This is a genomic window from Enterobacter genomosp. O (assembly GCF_001022965.1).
GTDB classification, from domain to species: Bacteria; Pseudomonadota; Gammaproteobacteria; order Enterobacterales; family Enterobacteriaceae; genus Enterobacter; species Enterobacter cloacae_L.
In genome coordinates this window covers 266,794-282,714 of record NZ_LECZ01000026.1, presented here as the reverse complement: position 1 = coordinate 282,714, position 15,921 = coordinate 266,794, and the positions used below count along the sequence as shown (strand labels likewise).

Genomic DNA, 15,921 nt, shown 5'->3' with positions numbered 1-15,921 from the left:
TGTTCGATCGGAATCACATTTTTATCATCAGGTCGGAATCGTCACCTTTTTATACTTTTCCCTTCCCTTGTTGGCCTCTCCGTTCGGTGCAGAATAAATACGTACCTTGCACAACAACGATAATAAATTCGCTTACCGAGGAGTTACCCGATGACTTCCACACCGATTACAGAATCAGACCTGACGCAAGAGGCAACAGATAGCCGCTTGTCCGTTCGCGAAAAAATTGGCTACGGCCTGGGCGATGCGGGCGGGACGGTGATTACCTGCCTGATCATGAATTTTCTGACCTTTTTCTATACCGATATTTTTGGCCTGACCCCGGCGCTCGTGGGTACGCTGTTTATCGCCCTGCGCGTGTTTGATGCCATTTCCGATCCGGTGATGGGCGTAATTGCCGACCGCACGCAAAGCCGCTGGGGACGTTTTCGCCCCTGGCAGCTGTGGGTGGCGCTTCCCATCGGCGTCATCGGCGTGCTGACCTTCACCGTACCGGAAGCCAGCATGGGCGTGAAAATCGCCTGGGCGTTCGGAACCTATCTGCTGTTGTCCGTCGGCTATACCGCCATCAACGTGCCCTACTGCGCGCTGATTAACACCATGACGACCCGCCACAGCGAGGTGATCTCCTGCCAGTCATGGCGCTTTGTGCTGTGCGGTGTGGCAGGCTTTTTGGTCTCCGTGGGCCTGCCGTGGCTGGTCGCAACGCTGGGCCAGGGCAACGCCGCGCGGGGCTATCAGCTGGGTGTAGGCGTACTGTGCGCCATCGCCGTGGTGATGTTCCTCTGCTGCTTTTTCTGGGTACGCGAGCGCGTTCCGCTGGCGCTGATGGGGAAATTTACCCTGCGCGAGCATCTGGCCGGCCTGCGTAAAAACGATCAGCTGCTGCTGATGCTGGTGATGTCGTTCCTGCTGATCAACGTGTTTAACATTCGCGGCGGCGGATACATGTACTTCATCACCTACGTGCTGCAGGGCAGCACCGCCTATACCTCGCTGTTTTTCACCATGGTGACCTTTGCGGCCATTCTGGGCGCGGTAATCGTAAACCCCCTTTCTCGCCGCATTGATACCGTCAAACTCTACTATTACACCAACCTGATCCTCGCCGCGCTCGCGCTGGGAATGTGGTTTCTGCCCGGTGGCCCGGCCCACCAGACGCTGTGGCTGATCGTCATTTTAAGCAACGGCGTCATTCTCGGGTTTACCCTGCCGCTGCACTTCTCGCTGATGGCGTTTGCCGACGACTACGGCGAGTGGAAAACCGGCGTGCGCTCGTCGGGCATGAACTTCGCTTTTAACCTGTTTTTCATCAAGCTCGCGTGGGCATCCAGCGCCGGTATCGTCAGCCTGGTATTTATCGCGGTGGCCTACCAGCCAGGTGCGGGAAACCAGACGCCTGCTTCACTGCAGGGCATCACCGCCATGGAGACACTGCTGCCCGCCCTTTTCCACCTGCTGCTGGCGGTTTCCATCCGCTGGTGCAGACTCACTAACCCCATGATGTCGCGCATTGCCACAGACCTGCGCCAGCGTCACGTACCGTCCTGAGGAGAACGCTATGTCCATAATGGAAGCCGACCTGCACCATCTGAAAATTAACGACCCGTTTCTCGGCCAGTATCAACGGCTGGTGCGTGAGGTGGTGATCCCCTACCAGTGGGACGCGCTTAACGATCGCGTAGCTGAAGCCGAACCCAGCCACGCCATCACCAACTTCCGCATTGCGGCGGGCCAGGAGCAGGGCGAGTTCTACGGTATGGTGTTTCAGGACAGCGACGTGGCGAAATGGCTGGAAGCCGTGGCGTGGTCGCTGTGCCAGAAACCAGATGCTGAACTGGAAAAAACCGCCGACGAGGTCATCGAACTGATTGCCGCAGCGCAGTGTGAAGATGGCTATCTCAACACGTACTTTACGGTAAAAGCCCCCAATGAGCGCTGGACAAATCTGGCCGAATGCCACGAGCTGTACTGCGCCGGACATATGATTGAGGCCGGCGTGGCGTATTTTCAGGGAACCGGAAAACGCCGTCTGCTGGAGGTGGTGTGCAGGCTGGCGGACCATATCGACAGCGTGTTTGGCCCCGCTGAGAACCAGCTTCACGGCTATCCAGGCCACCCGGAAATCGAGCTGGCGCTGATGCGGCTTTACGACGTCACGCAGGAGCCACGCTATCTCACGCTGGTGAAATATTTCGTTGAACAACGCGGCGTGCAGCCTCACTTCTACGATATCGAATACGAGAAGCGCGGCAGAACGTCATACTGGAACACCTATGGCCCGGCATGGATGGTCAAAGACAAAGCCTACAGCCAGGCGCATCAGCCGCTTGCCGAACAGCAAACGGCCATCGGTCACGCGGTGCGTTTTGTCTACCTGATGGCGGGCATGGCGCATCTGGCTCGCCTGAGCCATGACGAGGGTAAACGACAGGACTGCCTGCGGCTGTGGAAAAACATGGCGCAGCGCCAGCTGTATATTACCGGCGGGATCGGGTCGCAAAGCAGCGGCGAAGCCTTTAGCAGCGATTATGATTTGCCCAACGATACGGTCTATGCCGAAAGCTGCGCCTCCATCGGTCTGATGATGTTTGCCCGCCGGATGCTGGAAATGGAGGCCGACGGCCACTACGCCGACGTGATGGAGCGCGCGCTATACAACACGGTGCTTGGCGGTATGGCGCTGGACGGAAAACACTTCTTCTACGTGAACCCGCTGGAGGTACATCCGAAAACCCTGGCGTTCAACCATATCTACGATCACGTGAAACCCGTCCGCCAGCGCTGGTTTGGCTGCGCCTGCTGCCCGCCGAATATCGCGCGCGTGCTGACGTCGCTGGGGCATTACGTTTACACCGTTCGCCCGGACGCGCTTTTTATAAATCTCTACGTGGGCAACGATGTCACCATTCCGGTTGGCGACGAAACCCTGGCGCTGCGAATTAGCGGCAATTATCCGTGGCAGGAAGAGGTAAAGATCGAAATTACCTCGCCTGTTCCCGTCACGCATACGCTGGCCCTGCGGCTGCCGGACTGGTGTGCGGCCCCTGGCGTGTCGCTGAACGGTGATGCCGTTGCGGGTGAAATTTCCCGGGGATATATCTATCTCACCCGTACCTGGCAGGAAGGGGATGTCGTCACGCTGACGCTACCGATGCCGGTTCGCCGCGTGTATGGAAACCCACAGGTCCGCCAACAGGCGGGCAAAGTCGCCCTGCAGCGCGGCCCGCTGGTCTACTGCCTGGAAGAGGCCGATAACGGTGCGAACTTACATAACCTTTCCCTGCCCGCTGACAGCGAGTTTCGGGTCTTTGAAGGAAAAGGGATATTCGCACACAAGATGCTGATTCAGGCAGAGGGGATGGGGTGTCAGGTGAAGGACACGGATGCGCTGTGGCAGTACGACCGCTCGCCGGTACAACGTCAGCCCCAGACGCTGACCTTTATTCCCTGGTTTAGTTGGGCCAACCGGGGAGAAGGAGAAATGCGGATCTGGGTGGATGAAGGCTGATTATCTGCGGCCTGTTGCCCTCACCCCAGCCCTCTCCCACGGGAGAGGGAGAACGCTAAGGCAGCACGCGACGTGCTGCCTCTGCCAGAAATGCACTTCGATTGCCAAACTGAGGATGCTCGCTGACAAAGGAATCAATCTTTACCAGCAAACGTCGAGGCATCGTGATATTGATACGTTCGGCCCTACCGTCGAACTGTTTCATATTTATATCTACCAACAGCCATTGCCCGCCAGTGAAGTCGTCAGGGTGACTTTCCAGGTGCACTTCCACATTATCCGGAAGAGGCAATGCTTCATCCATTTCAAACAGCGCTTCGAAGTGTGCGGTGAGTGCATCACGTGCGTCCCGAAAAGCGTCATCCAGGGAATCACCTGCAAAAAAACAGCCTGGAACGTCAGGGAAAAAGCCGCTGGCGCTACCGTCGGAGTCAGAATGAATGTAAGCCGGATAAAACATAACTACTCCTGATATCAGTGTTGAATGCCTGCCTGACGCCAAATCTGCGCGAGAGTGCCCGGTTTAATATCCTTTTTAGGATGTGGGACAGTCACCAGCCCTTTCCTCAGGGGGTGGCGAAACTGATGATGGCTTCCTTTCGTTCTGACACATTTCCAGCCATGTCTGATCAGAACAGTAATGACATCTGCACTTTTCACATCCTAATCCTTCCATGATTATACACATGATACACACCATCGCTATCGGGTCGAATCACATTAGCGCATCGGGAACAACAGTGCAGCCGCAGGTTGCCGGAACGGGAAGATGCATCGAGAAAAGAAAAGGGGGATATGCTGTATTGCAGAAAAAATGCAGGGGTTATCGTAGGCCGGGCAAGGCGAAGCCGCCACCCGGCTTTACTGCATCAGAAGCGCCAGGTCAGGCCGGTCATCAGCGCGAAGCTGTCGTCTCGGTCGATCATCGGGCTGTTCTTCACGTCGTCAGGTAATACGGTATAAACCGCGCTGGCGTTGAGATACAGCTTCTGGGTTAACTGATATTTAGCGGCCAGGCCAACGTAAGGCGTCCAGCTGTCACCGGCGGTGTATTCATCCATACCCGAGCGGCGAGACTCGCTGCTGGATACGCCGTAGTAGTAGTCGTTATAGCTTTCGTCGCTGTAGAAAATGCCGAACGATGGCGTCAGGGTCAGGCGTTCCATCCTGATTGGGCGGAAGTACGATACTTCGCCCATCACGCCGCCGCTTTCATCCATCGCATCGCCAGAAACGGCCACTTTCAGAGAGCCCCAGCTTTCGTGGCGGTAGTAGGCGCCGCCGAGGAAGGCAGACGCTTTGCGCTCGTCCAGCTGCTTCATCTGCTGGTCGTCGTTATCATCAGGATCAAAATGCAGCGGCATCCACGACGCGGTCAGGCTGAATTCATTTTTTGCGTCTTTCCACAGGATCCATCCGCCCGTGGTCTGGCGAACATAGAATCTGTCGCCTTCGTAGCTAATTAACGGTACTGCACTGGTATTTTCATTATATCCTTTGTAAGGAGACTCATTAAATACAGCCCCCGCTCCAAGTGAAAAGTCACCGGCCATTGCAGAGGATGTTGCAAATAACGTGGCAGCGATGAGTAAATTGTATTTAATAGTCATTACATGTAATCCATTTAAATGCCAAACAAGCGAGGCGAATAATAATGGTTACAAATTTGCCAATGCAACGCTGCGGTTTATATAATATTATATATAAAATCATATAGATGGGTACGCATGATGAGTAAATTACAGCTAAAGCCACGCGAATTAAAAATTATTTCCGTCATCGCTGCAACCCACAGCATTGGTGATGCCGCCGCCCTGCTGGGGATGGCGCAGGCCAACGTCAGTAAATATCTGTCTGATTTTGAAACGCGGGTTGGGCTCAAGGTTTTCGAGCGTACCACCCGGCAACTGGCCCTTACCCAGTTTGGCGAAGCGTTACTCCCTTACGTGAATGCCACGCTGGATAAGAACAGTCAACTTGTTAATTTCATTGCGGATTATAAGCATGAAAAGCGCGGTAAAGTCACGATCTACGCCCCAACAGGGATCGTGACCTATCTTGCCCGACACGTGATCCATCAGATTGAGGACATCGGTGACATCCGCATCTCCCTGAAAACCTACAACCTGGACCGTAATGAATTTTCAGAAGGTGTTTCCTTTCCGGATGACTGCGATATTTTAATTACCTATGCGCAGCCGAAAGACGAAAGCCTGGTCGCCAGCGTGTTGACAAAATATTCCGTCACGGCATTCGCAACCGTTGAGTATTTAAATAAACATCCCTTAGCAGGACCTGAAGATTTAATTAATCACTCCTGTATTCTCATTGATTCCATGCTGGTCGACGAGGCAAACATCTGGCGCTTCCGCGTGCACGGCAGTGATAACGTGCATGATTACCGGGTGACGGGGAATTATATTTGCGACAATACGCAGACGGCCCTTGAGCTGGCAAGAAATAATCTTGGAATTGTGTTTGCGCCCAAAGAGAGTCTGAAAAAAGAATTAACAAAAGGCATGCTGGTCCCCTGCTTCCCGCATCAGGAGGAGTGGTGGCTCGATCTGACCGCCATCTTCCGCAAACGGGAATATCAGCCCTGGCGCGTGCAATACGTCCTGGATGGCGTATTGAACTGCCTGCGCCAGCAAATTGCTCAGGCCGCCCATGGACGGCCTGAGCTGGGCGATTAGAACAGCCCCAGCGGTTTATCAGAGTAGCTGACCAGCAGACATTTCGTCTGCTGGTAATGCTCCAGCATCATCTTGTGGGTTTCACGCCCGATGCCCGATTGCTTATACCCCCCAAATGCCGCGTGCGCCGGATAGGCGTGGTAGCAGTTGGTCCATACGCGTCCGGCCTGTATGCCTCTTCCCATTTTATAGGCCAGATTACCGTTGCGGCTCCAGACGCCCGCTCCCAGGCCATACGGCGTGTCGTTGGCAATTTCCAGCGCCTCCTCCATCGTTTTGAAGGTGGTCACGGCCAGTACCGGTCCGAAAATTTCCTCCTGGAAAACGCGCATATTGTTCTGACCGAACAGGATCGTCGGCTCAAGGTAGTACCCTTCCTGCAGATCCCCTCCCAGCACTTTACGGCGACCGCCGGTCAGAATATCCGCGCCCTCTTTCTTGCCGATATCAATATAGTTGAGGATAGTTTCCAGCTGTCCGTGCGAGACCTGCGCCCCCATCTGCGTGACGTTATCGAGCGGGTTACCGCTGCGGATAGATTCGACGCGGCGAATGGCCCGCTCCATAAAGCGCTCATAGATGGACTCCTGCACCAGCGCGCGGCTTGGGCAGGTACAGACTTCGCCCTGGTTAAACGCAAACAGCGCAAACCCTTCCAGGGCTTTATCGAAGAAGGCATCCTCTTCCTCCATCACGTCCGCGAAGAAGATATTCGGAGATTTACCGCCCAGCTCCAGCGTCACCGGAATGATGTTCTGCGTGGCGTACTGCATGATCTGCTGACCCACTTCCGTCGAGCCGGTAAACGCCACTTTAGCAATCCGTTTCGAGGTCGCCAGATATTCACCTATCTCACCGCCCGCGCCGTTCACCACATTAATCACGCCCGGCGGCAGAAGATCGCCGACGATTTCCATCAGCAGGAGAACCGAGAGCGGGGTCAGACGGGCCGGCTTCAACACAATACAGTTTCCAGCCGCCAGCGCCGGCGCCATTTTCCAGCTCGCCATCAGCAGCGGGAAGTTCCACGGAATAATTTGCCCGACGACGCCCAGCGGTTCATGGAAGTGATACGCCACGGTGTCGTTGTCTACCTCACTTATTCCGCCCTCCTGAGCGCGAATGCAGGAGGCAAAATAGCGGAAATGGTCAATAGCCAGCGGCACGTCTGCCGCCATGGTTTCCCGGATCGGCTTGCCGTTATCCCAGGTTTCTGCCGTCGCCAGCAGCTCCAGATTTTGCTCCATCCGGTCGGCAATTTTGAACAAAATGGCCGCGCGGTCCTGAACGGAGGTATGGGCCCATTTATCTTTCGCTTTGTGCGCCGCATCCAGCGCGAGGTCGATATCACGCTTGCCGGAGCTGGCTATCTCACACAGCGGCTGGCCGGTAACGGGGGTCAGGTTGGAATAGTATTCGCCGTCGACGGGCGCGACCCAGTCGCCGCCAATAAAGTTGTCATAACGGGGCTTCAGCTTGAGGGGAAAACCATACTCGCCGGGCTGGATACGCGATGAGGGAGGATTGTTTGTCATGACCGTCTCCTTGCTGTTGGTGTACAACAAGGGTAGTTCCGGCTGGCGATTTTCTCGCCAACCGGTAACGGTGTTTACGACGGGGGTCACGGAGTTTCAGGAAATAACAGCGAATCTCGCAGGACATGATCGTTACCGCGACGGCGGGTAAAGCCGATGCGGTTAAAATACTCCAGGATCTGAATTGCCAGCTTGCGGCCCACGTTCAGCCGGTCGCGGAAATCGGCGGCGCAGGTAGAGCCCCGCTCCTGATCCAGCCCGCGGATCAGGTTCGCAAACGCAACAATCCGATCGTTACGGTAATAACGATCTTTCACGATCGCGACTATCAGCCCCTGCTGCGCCGCATGGCGCAGAACCTGACGCATCACCTGCTCGTCAGTGCTCGTTTCGCGAGCCAGATCGCGAACCCACCACGGCTCATCGCCAAACAGCGGGGCCACTTTTTGCCATACTGCCTCTTGCTCTGCGGTGAACCCGGCCTTGTGATCCGGCAGATGCAGCCAGCCGTGGTGGCTTTTGATCGCCCCGCTTTCGCGCATGTTTTCAATCAGCAGCAGCACCAGCGCATCGTCTTCCATCGGCAGCGCCATGCGTCGCAGACGTTCACGACCCGGGCCAGGCTCATCCTGATGCTGTTCATGATAGGTTGCGAGCGTGTTCAGTATTTTACGCTGCCAGTTTGCCGCAACCGGGGCATTGAGCAGGCTGTTGCCGGCCTGAATAAAGCCCGGCTGCTGGGTCAGCTGGCGTAAGCCTTCCCCGCTCAGCTGGCGTGCCCATGCAAAATCCTTAAGACTCACCGCACCGCGCTCAAGATGCACCCGCAGCGCGGCGTTATCATCGCTGGCCTGCGCCAGCGCTGCCAGCCACTGCAGATATTCAGGTTTACGCTTGCCGCGCCGCGGTGGGTTAAGCACCACCACCCGCGCCCCGGCCAGCGTTTCGCGCGCTGAAATATCACGCAGTACCAGACGATCGTTGTCTGCCAGCCAGAGCGGTGAATCGAATACCAGTTCGGCAAGGTCGTTTTCCAGCAGCGACACGCGTCCGGTGATATGGCTGGCCGCGTGGTGGATATGCAGCGGCTGCCATTGGGCCAGCGACGCGTGCGTCTGCAGGGAGACAATGACGCGTTCAGACGGTTCGGGTGGCGCATCGGCCAGCAGCCAGTCGCCGCGACTTAGCTGCTCTTTTTCCGCATCGCCGGCAATGTTAAGGGCGATCCGCTGCCCGGCGTGGGCCTGCTCCGCGGGCTGGTTTTGCGCATGCAGGCCGCGCACGCGCATCGGTTTGTTAACGCCCGTCAGCCATAAGCTATCGCCGACCTTCACTTCGCCGCTGAGCGCCGTACCGGTGACCACCAGACCCGAACCTTTCACGGTAAAGGCCCGGTCAATGGCCAGACGGAAACGATGATGGCTGGCGTGGTCACGTGACGAAAGCTGCTGTAAGTGGTGGCGAAGTTCGTCGATACCTCGCCCTTCTGTCGCCACAGTGACAAAAAGCGCAGCATCGGCAAAGCCATATTCCCGCAAGGTTGCCTGTACCGTTTCGCGCACCTCGCTTACGCGCGCGTCGTCCACGCGATCGGCTTTGGTCAGCGCCACGGTCAGCTGCGGGTTGCCGGTCAGCTGCAGGATCGCAAGATGCTCGCGGGTTTGCGCCATGACGCCATCATCACAGGCCACCACCAGCAGGGCATGATCGATGCCGCCGACACCCGCCAGCATGTTGGACAGAAACTTCTCATGCCCCGGTACATCAATAAAACCCAGAACGCGGCCATCGGGCTGGGGCCAGTAGGCATAGCCCAGATCGATGGTCATACCGCGCTTTTTCTCTTCCGGCAGGCGGTCGGCGTTTACGCCGGTAATCGCCTGCAGCAACGTGGTTTTTCCGTGGTCGACGTGACCGGCGGTGGCAATAATCATTTCAACAACATCTCCAGAAATCGCTCTTCATCTTCAAGGCAGCGCAGATCCAGCCACATTCGGCCGTCGTAAATCCGTCCGATAACCGGTGTCGGCAGACCACGCCAGCGCGACGACAGGGCGTCAAGGCGGCTGCCGCGCCCGTCGCGCGGAGTGAACGTAAGCGCCTCGCTCGGCAGCCTGTCCACCGGCAGCGAACCGCTGCCAATCTGCGACTGGCAAGGTTCAATGCGCACGTCAAAATCGGGGTAATGCGGGGCTACGCGCGGCAGCAGTAACTCGGCCTGGGCGCGAATCGAGGCGGCATCACGGGTTAACAGGCGCAGCGTGGGCAGGCTCTCAGCCAGCTTCTCCGGATGCAGATAGAGCCGCAGCGTCGCGTCCAGCGCGGCAAGGGTCATTTTATCGGCACGTAGGGCGCGCTTGAGCGGATGCTGCTGCAGCTTCGCAATCAGCTCGCGCTTACCTACGATAATCCCGGCCTGCGGCCCGCCCAGCAGTTTGTCGCCGGAGAAGCTCACCAGGCTGACGCCCGCCGCAATCATCTCTTGCGGCATTGGCTCTTTTGGCAGCCCGTAAAGGCTCAAATCGACCAGCGAGCCGCTGCCGAGATCGGCAATCACCGGTATATTCAGCTCGCGCCCAATCGCCGCCAGCTCGGCCTCTTCAACCGTTTTGGTGAAGCCTTCAATATGGTAATTGCTGGTGTGGACCTTCATCAGCAGGGCGGTATTTTCATTCACCGCCGCGCGATAATCTTTCGCATGCGTACGGTTAGTGGTGCCCACTTCATGCAGCGTGCAGCCCGCCTGGCGCATCACGTCCGGAATGCGAAACGCCCCGCCAATCTCCACCAGCTCGCCGCGTGAAACCACCACCTCTTTGCCGCTGGCGGTAGCCGCCAGCATCAGCAGCACTGCCGCAGCATTGTTATTTACAATGCAGGCATCTTCCGCGCCGGTCAGCTGGCACAGCAGCTCCGCCAGCGCGCGATCGCGGTGCCCGCGCCCGGCGCCGTCCAGATCGTACTCCAGCGTCACAGGCGAGCGCATGGCCTGCCCGACCGCCGCGATAGCCTCTTCCGCCTGCTGCGCGCGGCCCAGGTTAGTATGCAGGACGGTTCCCGTCAGGTTAATCACCGGGCGTAACGCGCTTTGCGCTTTCTCACCCAGCCGGTGTTCAACTTCCTGCTCCCACGCTGCGCACCAGTCGGGCAAGGCGTTTTCTGACTGAATCGCGCTGCGGGCTTCGTCCTGAAGCAGACGTAGCATCTCAACCGTCGCGGTATGACCGAAACGCTCAACGGCAGCATGAATGCGGGGCTCGCGAAGGAGACGGTCGGTCGCGGGGATCTGGCTGTACAGCGAATGATGAGTAGTCATGAAAGCGCCTGGCGAGTAAATATCTTCCCCCCTCCCGACGGGAGAGGGAGTTAACATGTGGAGCGATTGTACCGCCTCCCGCGGCGAAGTGTTATAACCCGCATCAAGCCTTTGGCGGTTCGGTACGGGCAAAGCTCTCGCGGCTAAAGAGCGTCTCTGCAAGCTTCACCAGCAGCGGACGGTCGACGCACCAGCCCGGGGAAACGCGGCGGAAGTTGAGATAGCCAATGGCGCAGGCGATGGCGATGGTCGCCAGGTTCAGGTCGTCGGTTTGGATCTTTCCGTCCCGGATAAGCTGTTCGCACCGGTCCAGGCTGCGGCTGATTTTTTCCCGCTGGCGCAGCAGTTCGTTTTCTGACTGCTGGGCGGCGGGCCTTGCCTGTTCGCGCACCGAGGTGAGGGCCGCATCCATAATGCCATCGGCCAGGGCTTCAATTTGCTTCACCGCCAGCGCCGCTTTGGGGTCAGCCGGAAGCATTGCCGGGGCAACGCCCAGCAGCTCGATATACTCCGCAATAATCGGGGAATCGAACCAGTACTCGCCCTCGTCCGTCACCAGCGCCGGGACTTTCCCCAGCGGGTTGTACTGCGCGACGCCGTTTTCGGCGTTATAAGGCTGTTCATTGATGAATTCAAATTCAATCCCTTTCTCCAGCAGGAGAATCGAGATCTTTCGCACGAAGGGACTGGTGTAGCTACCGATGAGTTTCATTGCCTGATCCTTGATGCCGCAAAAAAGTCAGTATGGATCAAGCGATGAAAAAAGGGCAGGTATGCGTGTCGCATTCCTGCCCTGGAGGGATTAGTGATCGAGATAGAGGTAGTGCATCCAGCTGGTCATACGCAGCAACACTTTACGCATGACCGACACGTGGGCGAAATGATCCGAATAGACCGCGACCTGGGCATAGATACCGTCTGGCAGCGCATCGACTTCCGCATTTGGATCCAGTTCAATGGTGCCCAGCACGCCATCCGTTCCGGGAATTACCGTCAGCGACTGCAGCGCGCCCTGCGCCTGATAGGTTCCCCCCGGCACCACCGGCAGAATAGCGGTGAGCTTCCCGGTGAACACCTGGCCCGGCAATGCGTTAAACACCACTTCCGCTTCATCGCCCGGCTTCAAACGCAGCAGCGAGTTCTGACGGAACTGGGCCACGATCTGACGCTTCTGTTCAGGAATAAAGACCATCACCGGACGCAGGGGCAGCGCGGCGGCATAGGTCCCCGGACGAATCAGCACCTGGGTGATATAGCCATTGCTGGGCGCACGCACCACGGTCTGATCCAGGTTGTATTTAGCTTCGGCAAGCTGGGCGCGCAGGGAGGCAATCTGCGACTGTTCGCCGTTCACCATGCTGTCTAACTGGCTTTGAATCTGCACCTGTTCAGCAACGGAGCCTTTCACCAGCGCATCCTGTGCCAGGTAATTCTGCCGCGCGTTGTCGATATCGCTTTCAGAGAACGGGTTTACCTTCGCCTGGCTGCCTTTCAGGTAGCGCTGATAATCTTTATACAGGCGATCGCGCTCCGCGGAGACGCGCGTCGTATTGGCGACGGCCTCGACCAGCTGCGCTTTCAGATTATCGATGTTGTGCGTCGCGGTCACCAGGTCGGCCTGGAGTCTGTCAACGCGCGCCTGGTAGCGGCCTGGATCCAATTTAAATAACACTTCGCCTTTTTTAATGAGCTGGTTATTTTTATCGGTCACTTCACTGACCACGCCAGTCACCTGCGGCGTAATCGGAATAGAAATAACCGCTTTTTGCGCCGTAAAGGTATACGGGTGGTTATAGTTCATGAGCAGAATAAGTCCGGCAACAATAAACACGCCGCCTAAAGTCGCGGTAGCAAGCGTCCACTGGTTTACCGGAATACGGAATATTTTAAAAATCACCCAGGCAAATGCCACATAGGTCAAAATAATCAACAGATCCATGATTAGCGCTCCAGCGTGTTCTTATCTGCAGCAGGCTGTGCTGCCGCCAGCTTTTGTTCGAGTTCCGCCACGCGTTTGGCGAGCGCATCCATGCCCGGGAGCTCGTCAGGCTTTGTGATGTGGTTTTGCATGCCCCAGCCACGGTCTTCACGGTACAGCGTGGCCCAAATCCACAGGAACGGCCAGATGGCATGGAGCGTAAACAGGCTAATCCACCCGGCCGTATGAATCGCATCGGCATGCGGGTGGTTACGCTTTTTGGCCATATTGTAAGGGATGTCATGAATGGCGATGATTCCGTAAAAAAGAACCAGAAATACAAAAATCAATACGCCCAGCGCGAAATAGTTGAGAAACATATTCTCCTCACTTAAACAACGTCAACTCATTAAATTAATAAAACGGTACGCAACCTAATTAATTTTTATAAACACAGGAAGGTGCTTATTATTTCCAGAGCCGGGGAGTATGGGTTTTTATAATATCTCCATGCAAGTTTATAAGCGTGTCAAAATATATCCTGAATAATAATAGACTTAACCTTACAATATGAGCGTAATCCACCTTTTAGCTTTTCGCCATACCACACATCAAAAGTGGTTTTTTAGCTTTACGTGTCGCGCTTTGCCATCCTGATGCCGATCGCAGCCAGACAAATCTGCATAAAAATATTTTGTGAAATCAGTCACAATCCAGAAACAAACACACGAAAGCAAAATGTGATACCACTCACAGAAAGAGGTGTTTTTTGCGTCATTTTTCACCATCGTCTTTTTTTTGCTCACCATTTTTGTGATTCAGATCACCTCATTGAATGCCTCACCCCCTATCTTTACGTGATGTGCATCACACAAATTTTCGCTATCTGGACAGTTGAACGATTCAGTGCCAGATTTCACAGCATCAGAACAGGGCCCGGCTACCTCTGCCGCCGCACATTAACGATAAACCTCGGGCCGCAAGCCTAAGCAAAACAGAAGAAGGGGTGTTTTATGTCATCCGATTTCAAGATCAAAGTTCAAAGCTTTGGTCGTTTCCTCAGCAACATGGTGATGCCAAATATCGGCGCGTTTATCGCGTGGGGTATCATCACCGCATTATTCATTCCGACAGGGTGGTTGCCTAACGAAACGCTGGCGAAACTTGTTGGCCCAATGATTACCTATCTCCTGCCGCTGCTCATCGGTTACACCGGTGGTCGTCTGGTGGGCGGTGACCGTGGTGGCGTAGTGGGTGCCATCACAACAATGGGGGTTATCGTCGGTGCGGATATGCCGATGTTCCTCGGCGCAATGATTGCCGGTCCGCTGGGCGGCTGGGCGATTAAGAAATTCGACGTCTGGGTTGACGGTAAGATCAAATCCGGCTTCGAAATGCTGGTGAACAACTTCTCTGCGGGCATCATCGGGATGATCCTCGCGATTCTGGCGTTCCTCGGCATTGGCCCTGCGGTTGAAGTGCTGTCCAAAATTCTGGCGGCTGGCGTTAACTTTATGGTGGCGCACGACATGCTGCCGCTGGCGTCTATCTTCGTTGAACCGGCGAAAATCCTGTTCCTCAACAACGCCATCAACCACGGCATCTTCTCGCCGCTGGGTATTCAGCAGTCTCACGATCTCGGCAAGTCCATCTTCTTCCTGATTGAAGCGAACCCGGGTCCGGGTATGGGCGTTCTGCTGGCGTACATGTTCTTTGGCCGCGGTAGCGCGAAGCAGTCTGCTGGCGGTGCGGCTATCATCCACTTCCTGGGCGGTATCCACGAAATTTACTTCCCGTACGTGCTGATGAACCCGCGTCTGATCCTGGCCGTTATCCTCGGCGGTATGACCGGCGTGTTCACCCTGAGCGTGCTGGGCGGCGGTCTGGTTTCTCCTGCTTCTCCGGGCTCTATCCTGGCGGTACTGGCGATGACGCCAAAAGGCGCTTACTTCGCGAACATCGCGGCCATCTGTGCGGCCATGGCCGTCTCCTTCGTGGTCTCTTCTATCCTGCTGAAAACCAGCAAAGTGAAAGAAGACGATGATATTGAAGCGGCGACCCGTCGTATGCACGACATGAAAGCCGAATCCAAAGGCGCGACCCCACTGACGGCGGGCGATGTCTCCAACGACCTGAGCCACGTGCGTAAAATCATCGTTGCCTGTGATGCCGGTATGGGTTCCAGCGCAATGGGTGCAGGCGTGCTGCGTAAGAAAGTGCAGGATGCGGGCCTGACTAACATTTCCGTGACCAACAGCGCCATTAACAGCCTGCCGCCGGATGTTGACCTTGTCATCACGCACCGCGATCTGACCGAACGCGCCATGCGTCAGGTGCCTCAGGCGCAGCACATCTCGCTGACCAACTTCCTCGACAGCGGCCTGTACACCAGCCTGACCGAACGTCTGGTTGCGGCGCAGCGTCATGAAGACAACGAAGTGAAAGTGCGCTCCAGCCTGCAGGACAGCTTTGACGAGAGCAACGCCCACCTCTTCAAACTGAGTGCGGAGAACATCTTCCTCGGCCGCACTGCGGCGACCAAAGAAGACGCGATTCGCTTTGCCGGCGAGCAGCTGGTGAAAGGCGGCTACGTTCAGCCTGAATACGTCGACGCCATGCTGGAGCGTGAAAAGCTGACCCCAACCTACCTGGGCGAATCCATCGCGGTGCCGCACGGTACGGTTGAAGCGAAAGATCGCGTCCTGAAAACCGGCGTCGTATTCTGTCAGTACCCACAGGGCGTACGCTTCGGTGAAGAAGAAGACGACATCGCCCGTCTGGTGATTGGTATCGCCGCTCGCAACAACGAGCACATTCAGGTGATTACCAGCCTGACCAACGCGCTGGATGATGAGTCTGTCATTGAGCGTCTGGCCAATACCACCAGCGTGGAAGAAGTGCTGGCTCTGCTGAACAAATAAGTTCTCTTCCCTCTCCCCTCCGGGGAG

13 protein-coding genes are annotated in these 15,921 nt (G+C 56.3%); 4 read left to right on the top strand and 9 right to left on the bottom strand.

The window, feature by feature from the left end; all coding sequences use genetic code 11:
* The first annotated feature begins 150 nt into the window (after positions 1–150).
* The gene (locus tag ABR39_RS15160; protein ID WP_047347609.1) at positions 151–1,551 is read left to right on the top strand and encodes an MFS transporter; all 1,401 of its coding nucleotides are present in this window, start codon (positions 151–153) and stop codon (positions 1,549–1,551) included.
* Positions 1,552–1,561: 10 nt separating this feature from the next.
* A complete protein-coding gene (locus tag ABR39_RS15155; protein ID WP_047347608.1) occupies positions 1,562–3,511 on the top strand; it encodes a glycoside hydrolase family 127 protein in 1,950 nt (649 codons plus the stop codon).
* A 55-nt stretch (positions 3,512–3,566) separates the two neighbouring features.
* On the opposite strand, the gene ABR39_RS15150 is transcribed toward ABR39_RS15155, so the two are convergent.
* The 3 genes from ABR39_RS15150 to ABR39_RS15145 form a co-directional block, all read right to left on the bottom strand.
* Positions 3,567–3,971 (bottom strand): type II toxin-antitoxin system HicB family antitoxin, encoded by a 405-nt coding sequence (locus ABR39_RS15150; RefSeq protein WP_047347607.1) that lies wholly within the window; start codon positions 3,969–3,971, stop codon positions 3,567–3,569.
* A 14-nt stretch (positions 3,972–3,985) separates the two neighbouring features.
* On the bottom strand, positions 3,986–4,171 hold the full coding sequence (locus tag ABR39_RS24905) for a type II toxin-antitoxin system HicA family toxin (protein ID WP_072059248.1): 186 nt from the start codon (positions 4,169–4,171) through the stop codon (positions 3,986–3,988).
* A gap of 209 nt (positions 4,172–4,380) precedes the next feature.
* Complete coding sequence (locus ABR39_RS15145; RefSeq protein ID WP_047347606.1) at positions 4,381–5,121, bottom strand: MipA/OmpV family protein; 741 nt, start codon at positions 5,119–5,121, stop codon at positions 4,381–4,383.
* 117 nt (positions 5,122–5,238) lie between these two features.
* Here ABR39_RS15145 and ABR39_RS15140 point away from each other — a divergent pair, with 117 nt between their 5' ends.
* Positions 5,239–6,204, top strand: coding sequence for a LysR family transcriptional regulator (locus tag ABR39_RS15140; protein ID WP_065365749.1), 966 nt, complete (start codon positions 5,239–5,241; stop codon positions 6,202–6,204).
* Here the strand turns inward: ABR39_RS15140 and aldB are convergent.
* The 6 genes from aldB to ABR39_RS15110 form a co-directional block, all read right to left on the bottom strand.
* Positions 6,201–7,739, bottom strand: coding sequence for an aldehyde dehydrogenase AldB (gene aldB / locus ABR39_RS15135; protein WP_047347604.1), 1,539 nt, complete (start codon positions 7,737–7,739; stop codon positions 6,201–6,203). The two genes, ABR39_RS15140 and aldB, sit on opposite strands and share 4 nt — an antisense overlap.
* A gap of 86 nt (positions 7,740–7,825) precedes the next feature.
* Positions 7,826–9,673, bottom strand: coding sequence for a selenocysteine-specific translation elongation factor (selB, locus tag ABR39_RS15130; protein ID WP_047347603.1), 1,848 nt, complete (start codon positions 9,671–9,673; stop codon positions 7,826–7,828).
* Positions 9,670–11,055: an L-seryl-tRNA(Sec) selenium transferase gene (selA, locus tag ABR39_RS15125; protein ID WP_047347602.1), complete on the bottom strand. Its 1,386-nt coding sequence runs from the start codon at positions 11,053–11,055 to the stop codon at positions 9,670–9,672. Before selA ends, selB begins: the two co-directional genes overlap by 4 nt.
* A gap of 103 nt (positions 11,056–11,158) precedes the next feature.
* Complete coding sequence (locus ABR39_RS15120; protein ID WP_047347601.1) at positions 11,159–11,767, bottom strand: glutathione S-transferase; 609 nt, start codon at positions 11,765–11,767, stop codon at positions 11,159–11,161.
* 90 nt (positions 11,768–11,857) lie between these two features.
* On the bottom strand, positions 11,858–12,994 hold the full coding sequence (locus ABR39_RS15115) for an HlyD family secretion protein (RefSeq protein WP_047347600.1): 1,137 nt from the start codon (positions 12,992–12,994) through the stop codon (positions 11,858–11,860).
* A gap of 2 nt (positions 12,995–12,996) precedes the next feature.
* Entirely contained in the window at positions 12,997–13,353 is a 357-nt protein-coding gene (locus ABR39_RS15110) for a DUF3302 domain-containing protein (protein ID WP_047347599.1), read from the bottom strand.
* A 633-nt stretch (positions 13,354–13,986) separates the two neighbouring features.
* Between ABR39_RS15110 and ABR39_RS15105 the strand changes: the two genes are divergently transcribed.
* On the top strand, positions 13,987–15,894 hold the full coding sequence (locus tag ABR39_RS15105) for a PTS mannitol transporter subunit IICBA (protein ID WP_047347598.1): 1,908 nt from the start codon (positions 13,987–13,989) through the stop codon (positions 15,892–15,894).
* Positions 15,895–15,921: the final 27 nt, after the last annotated feature.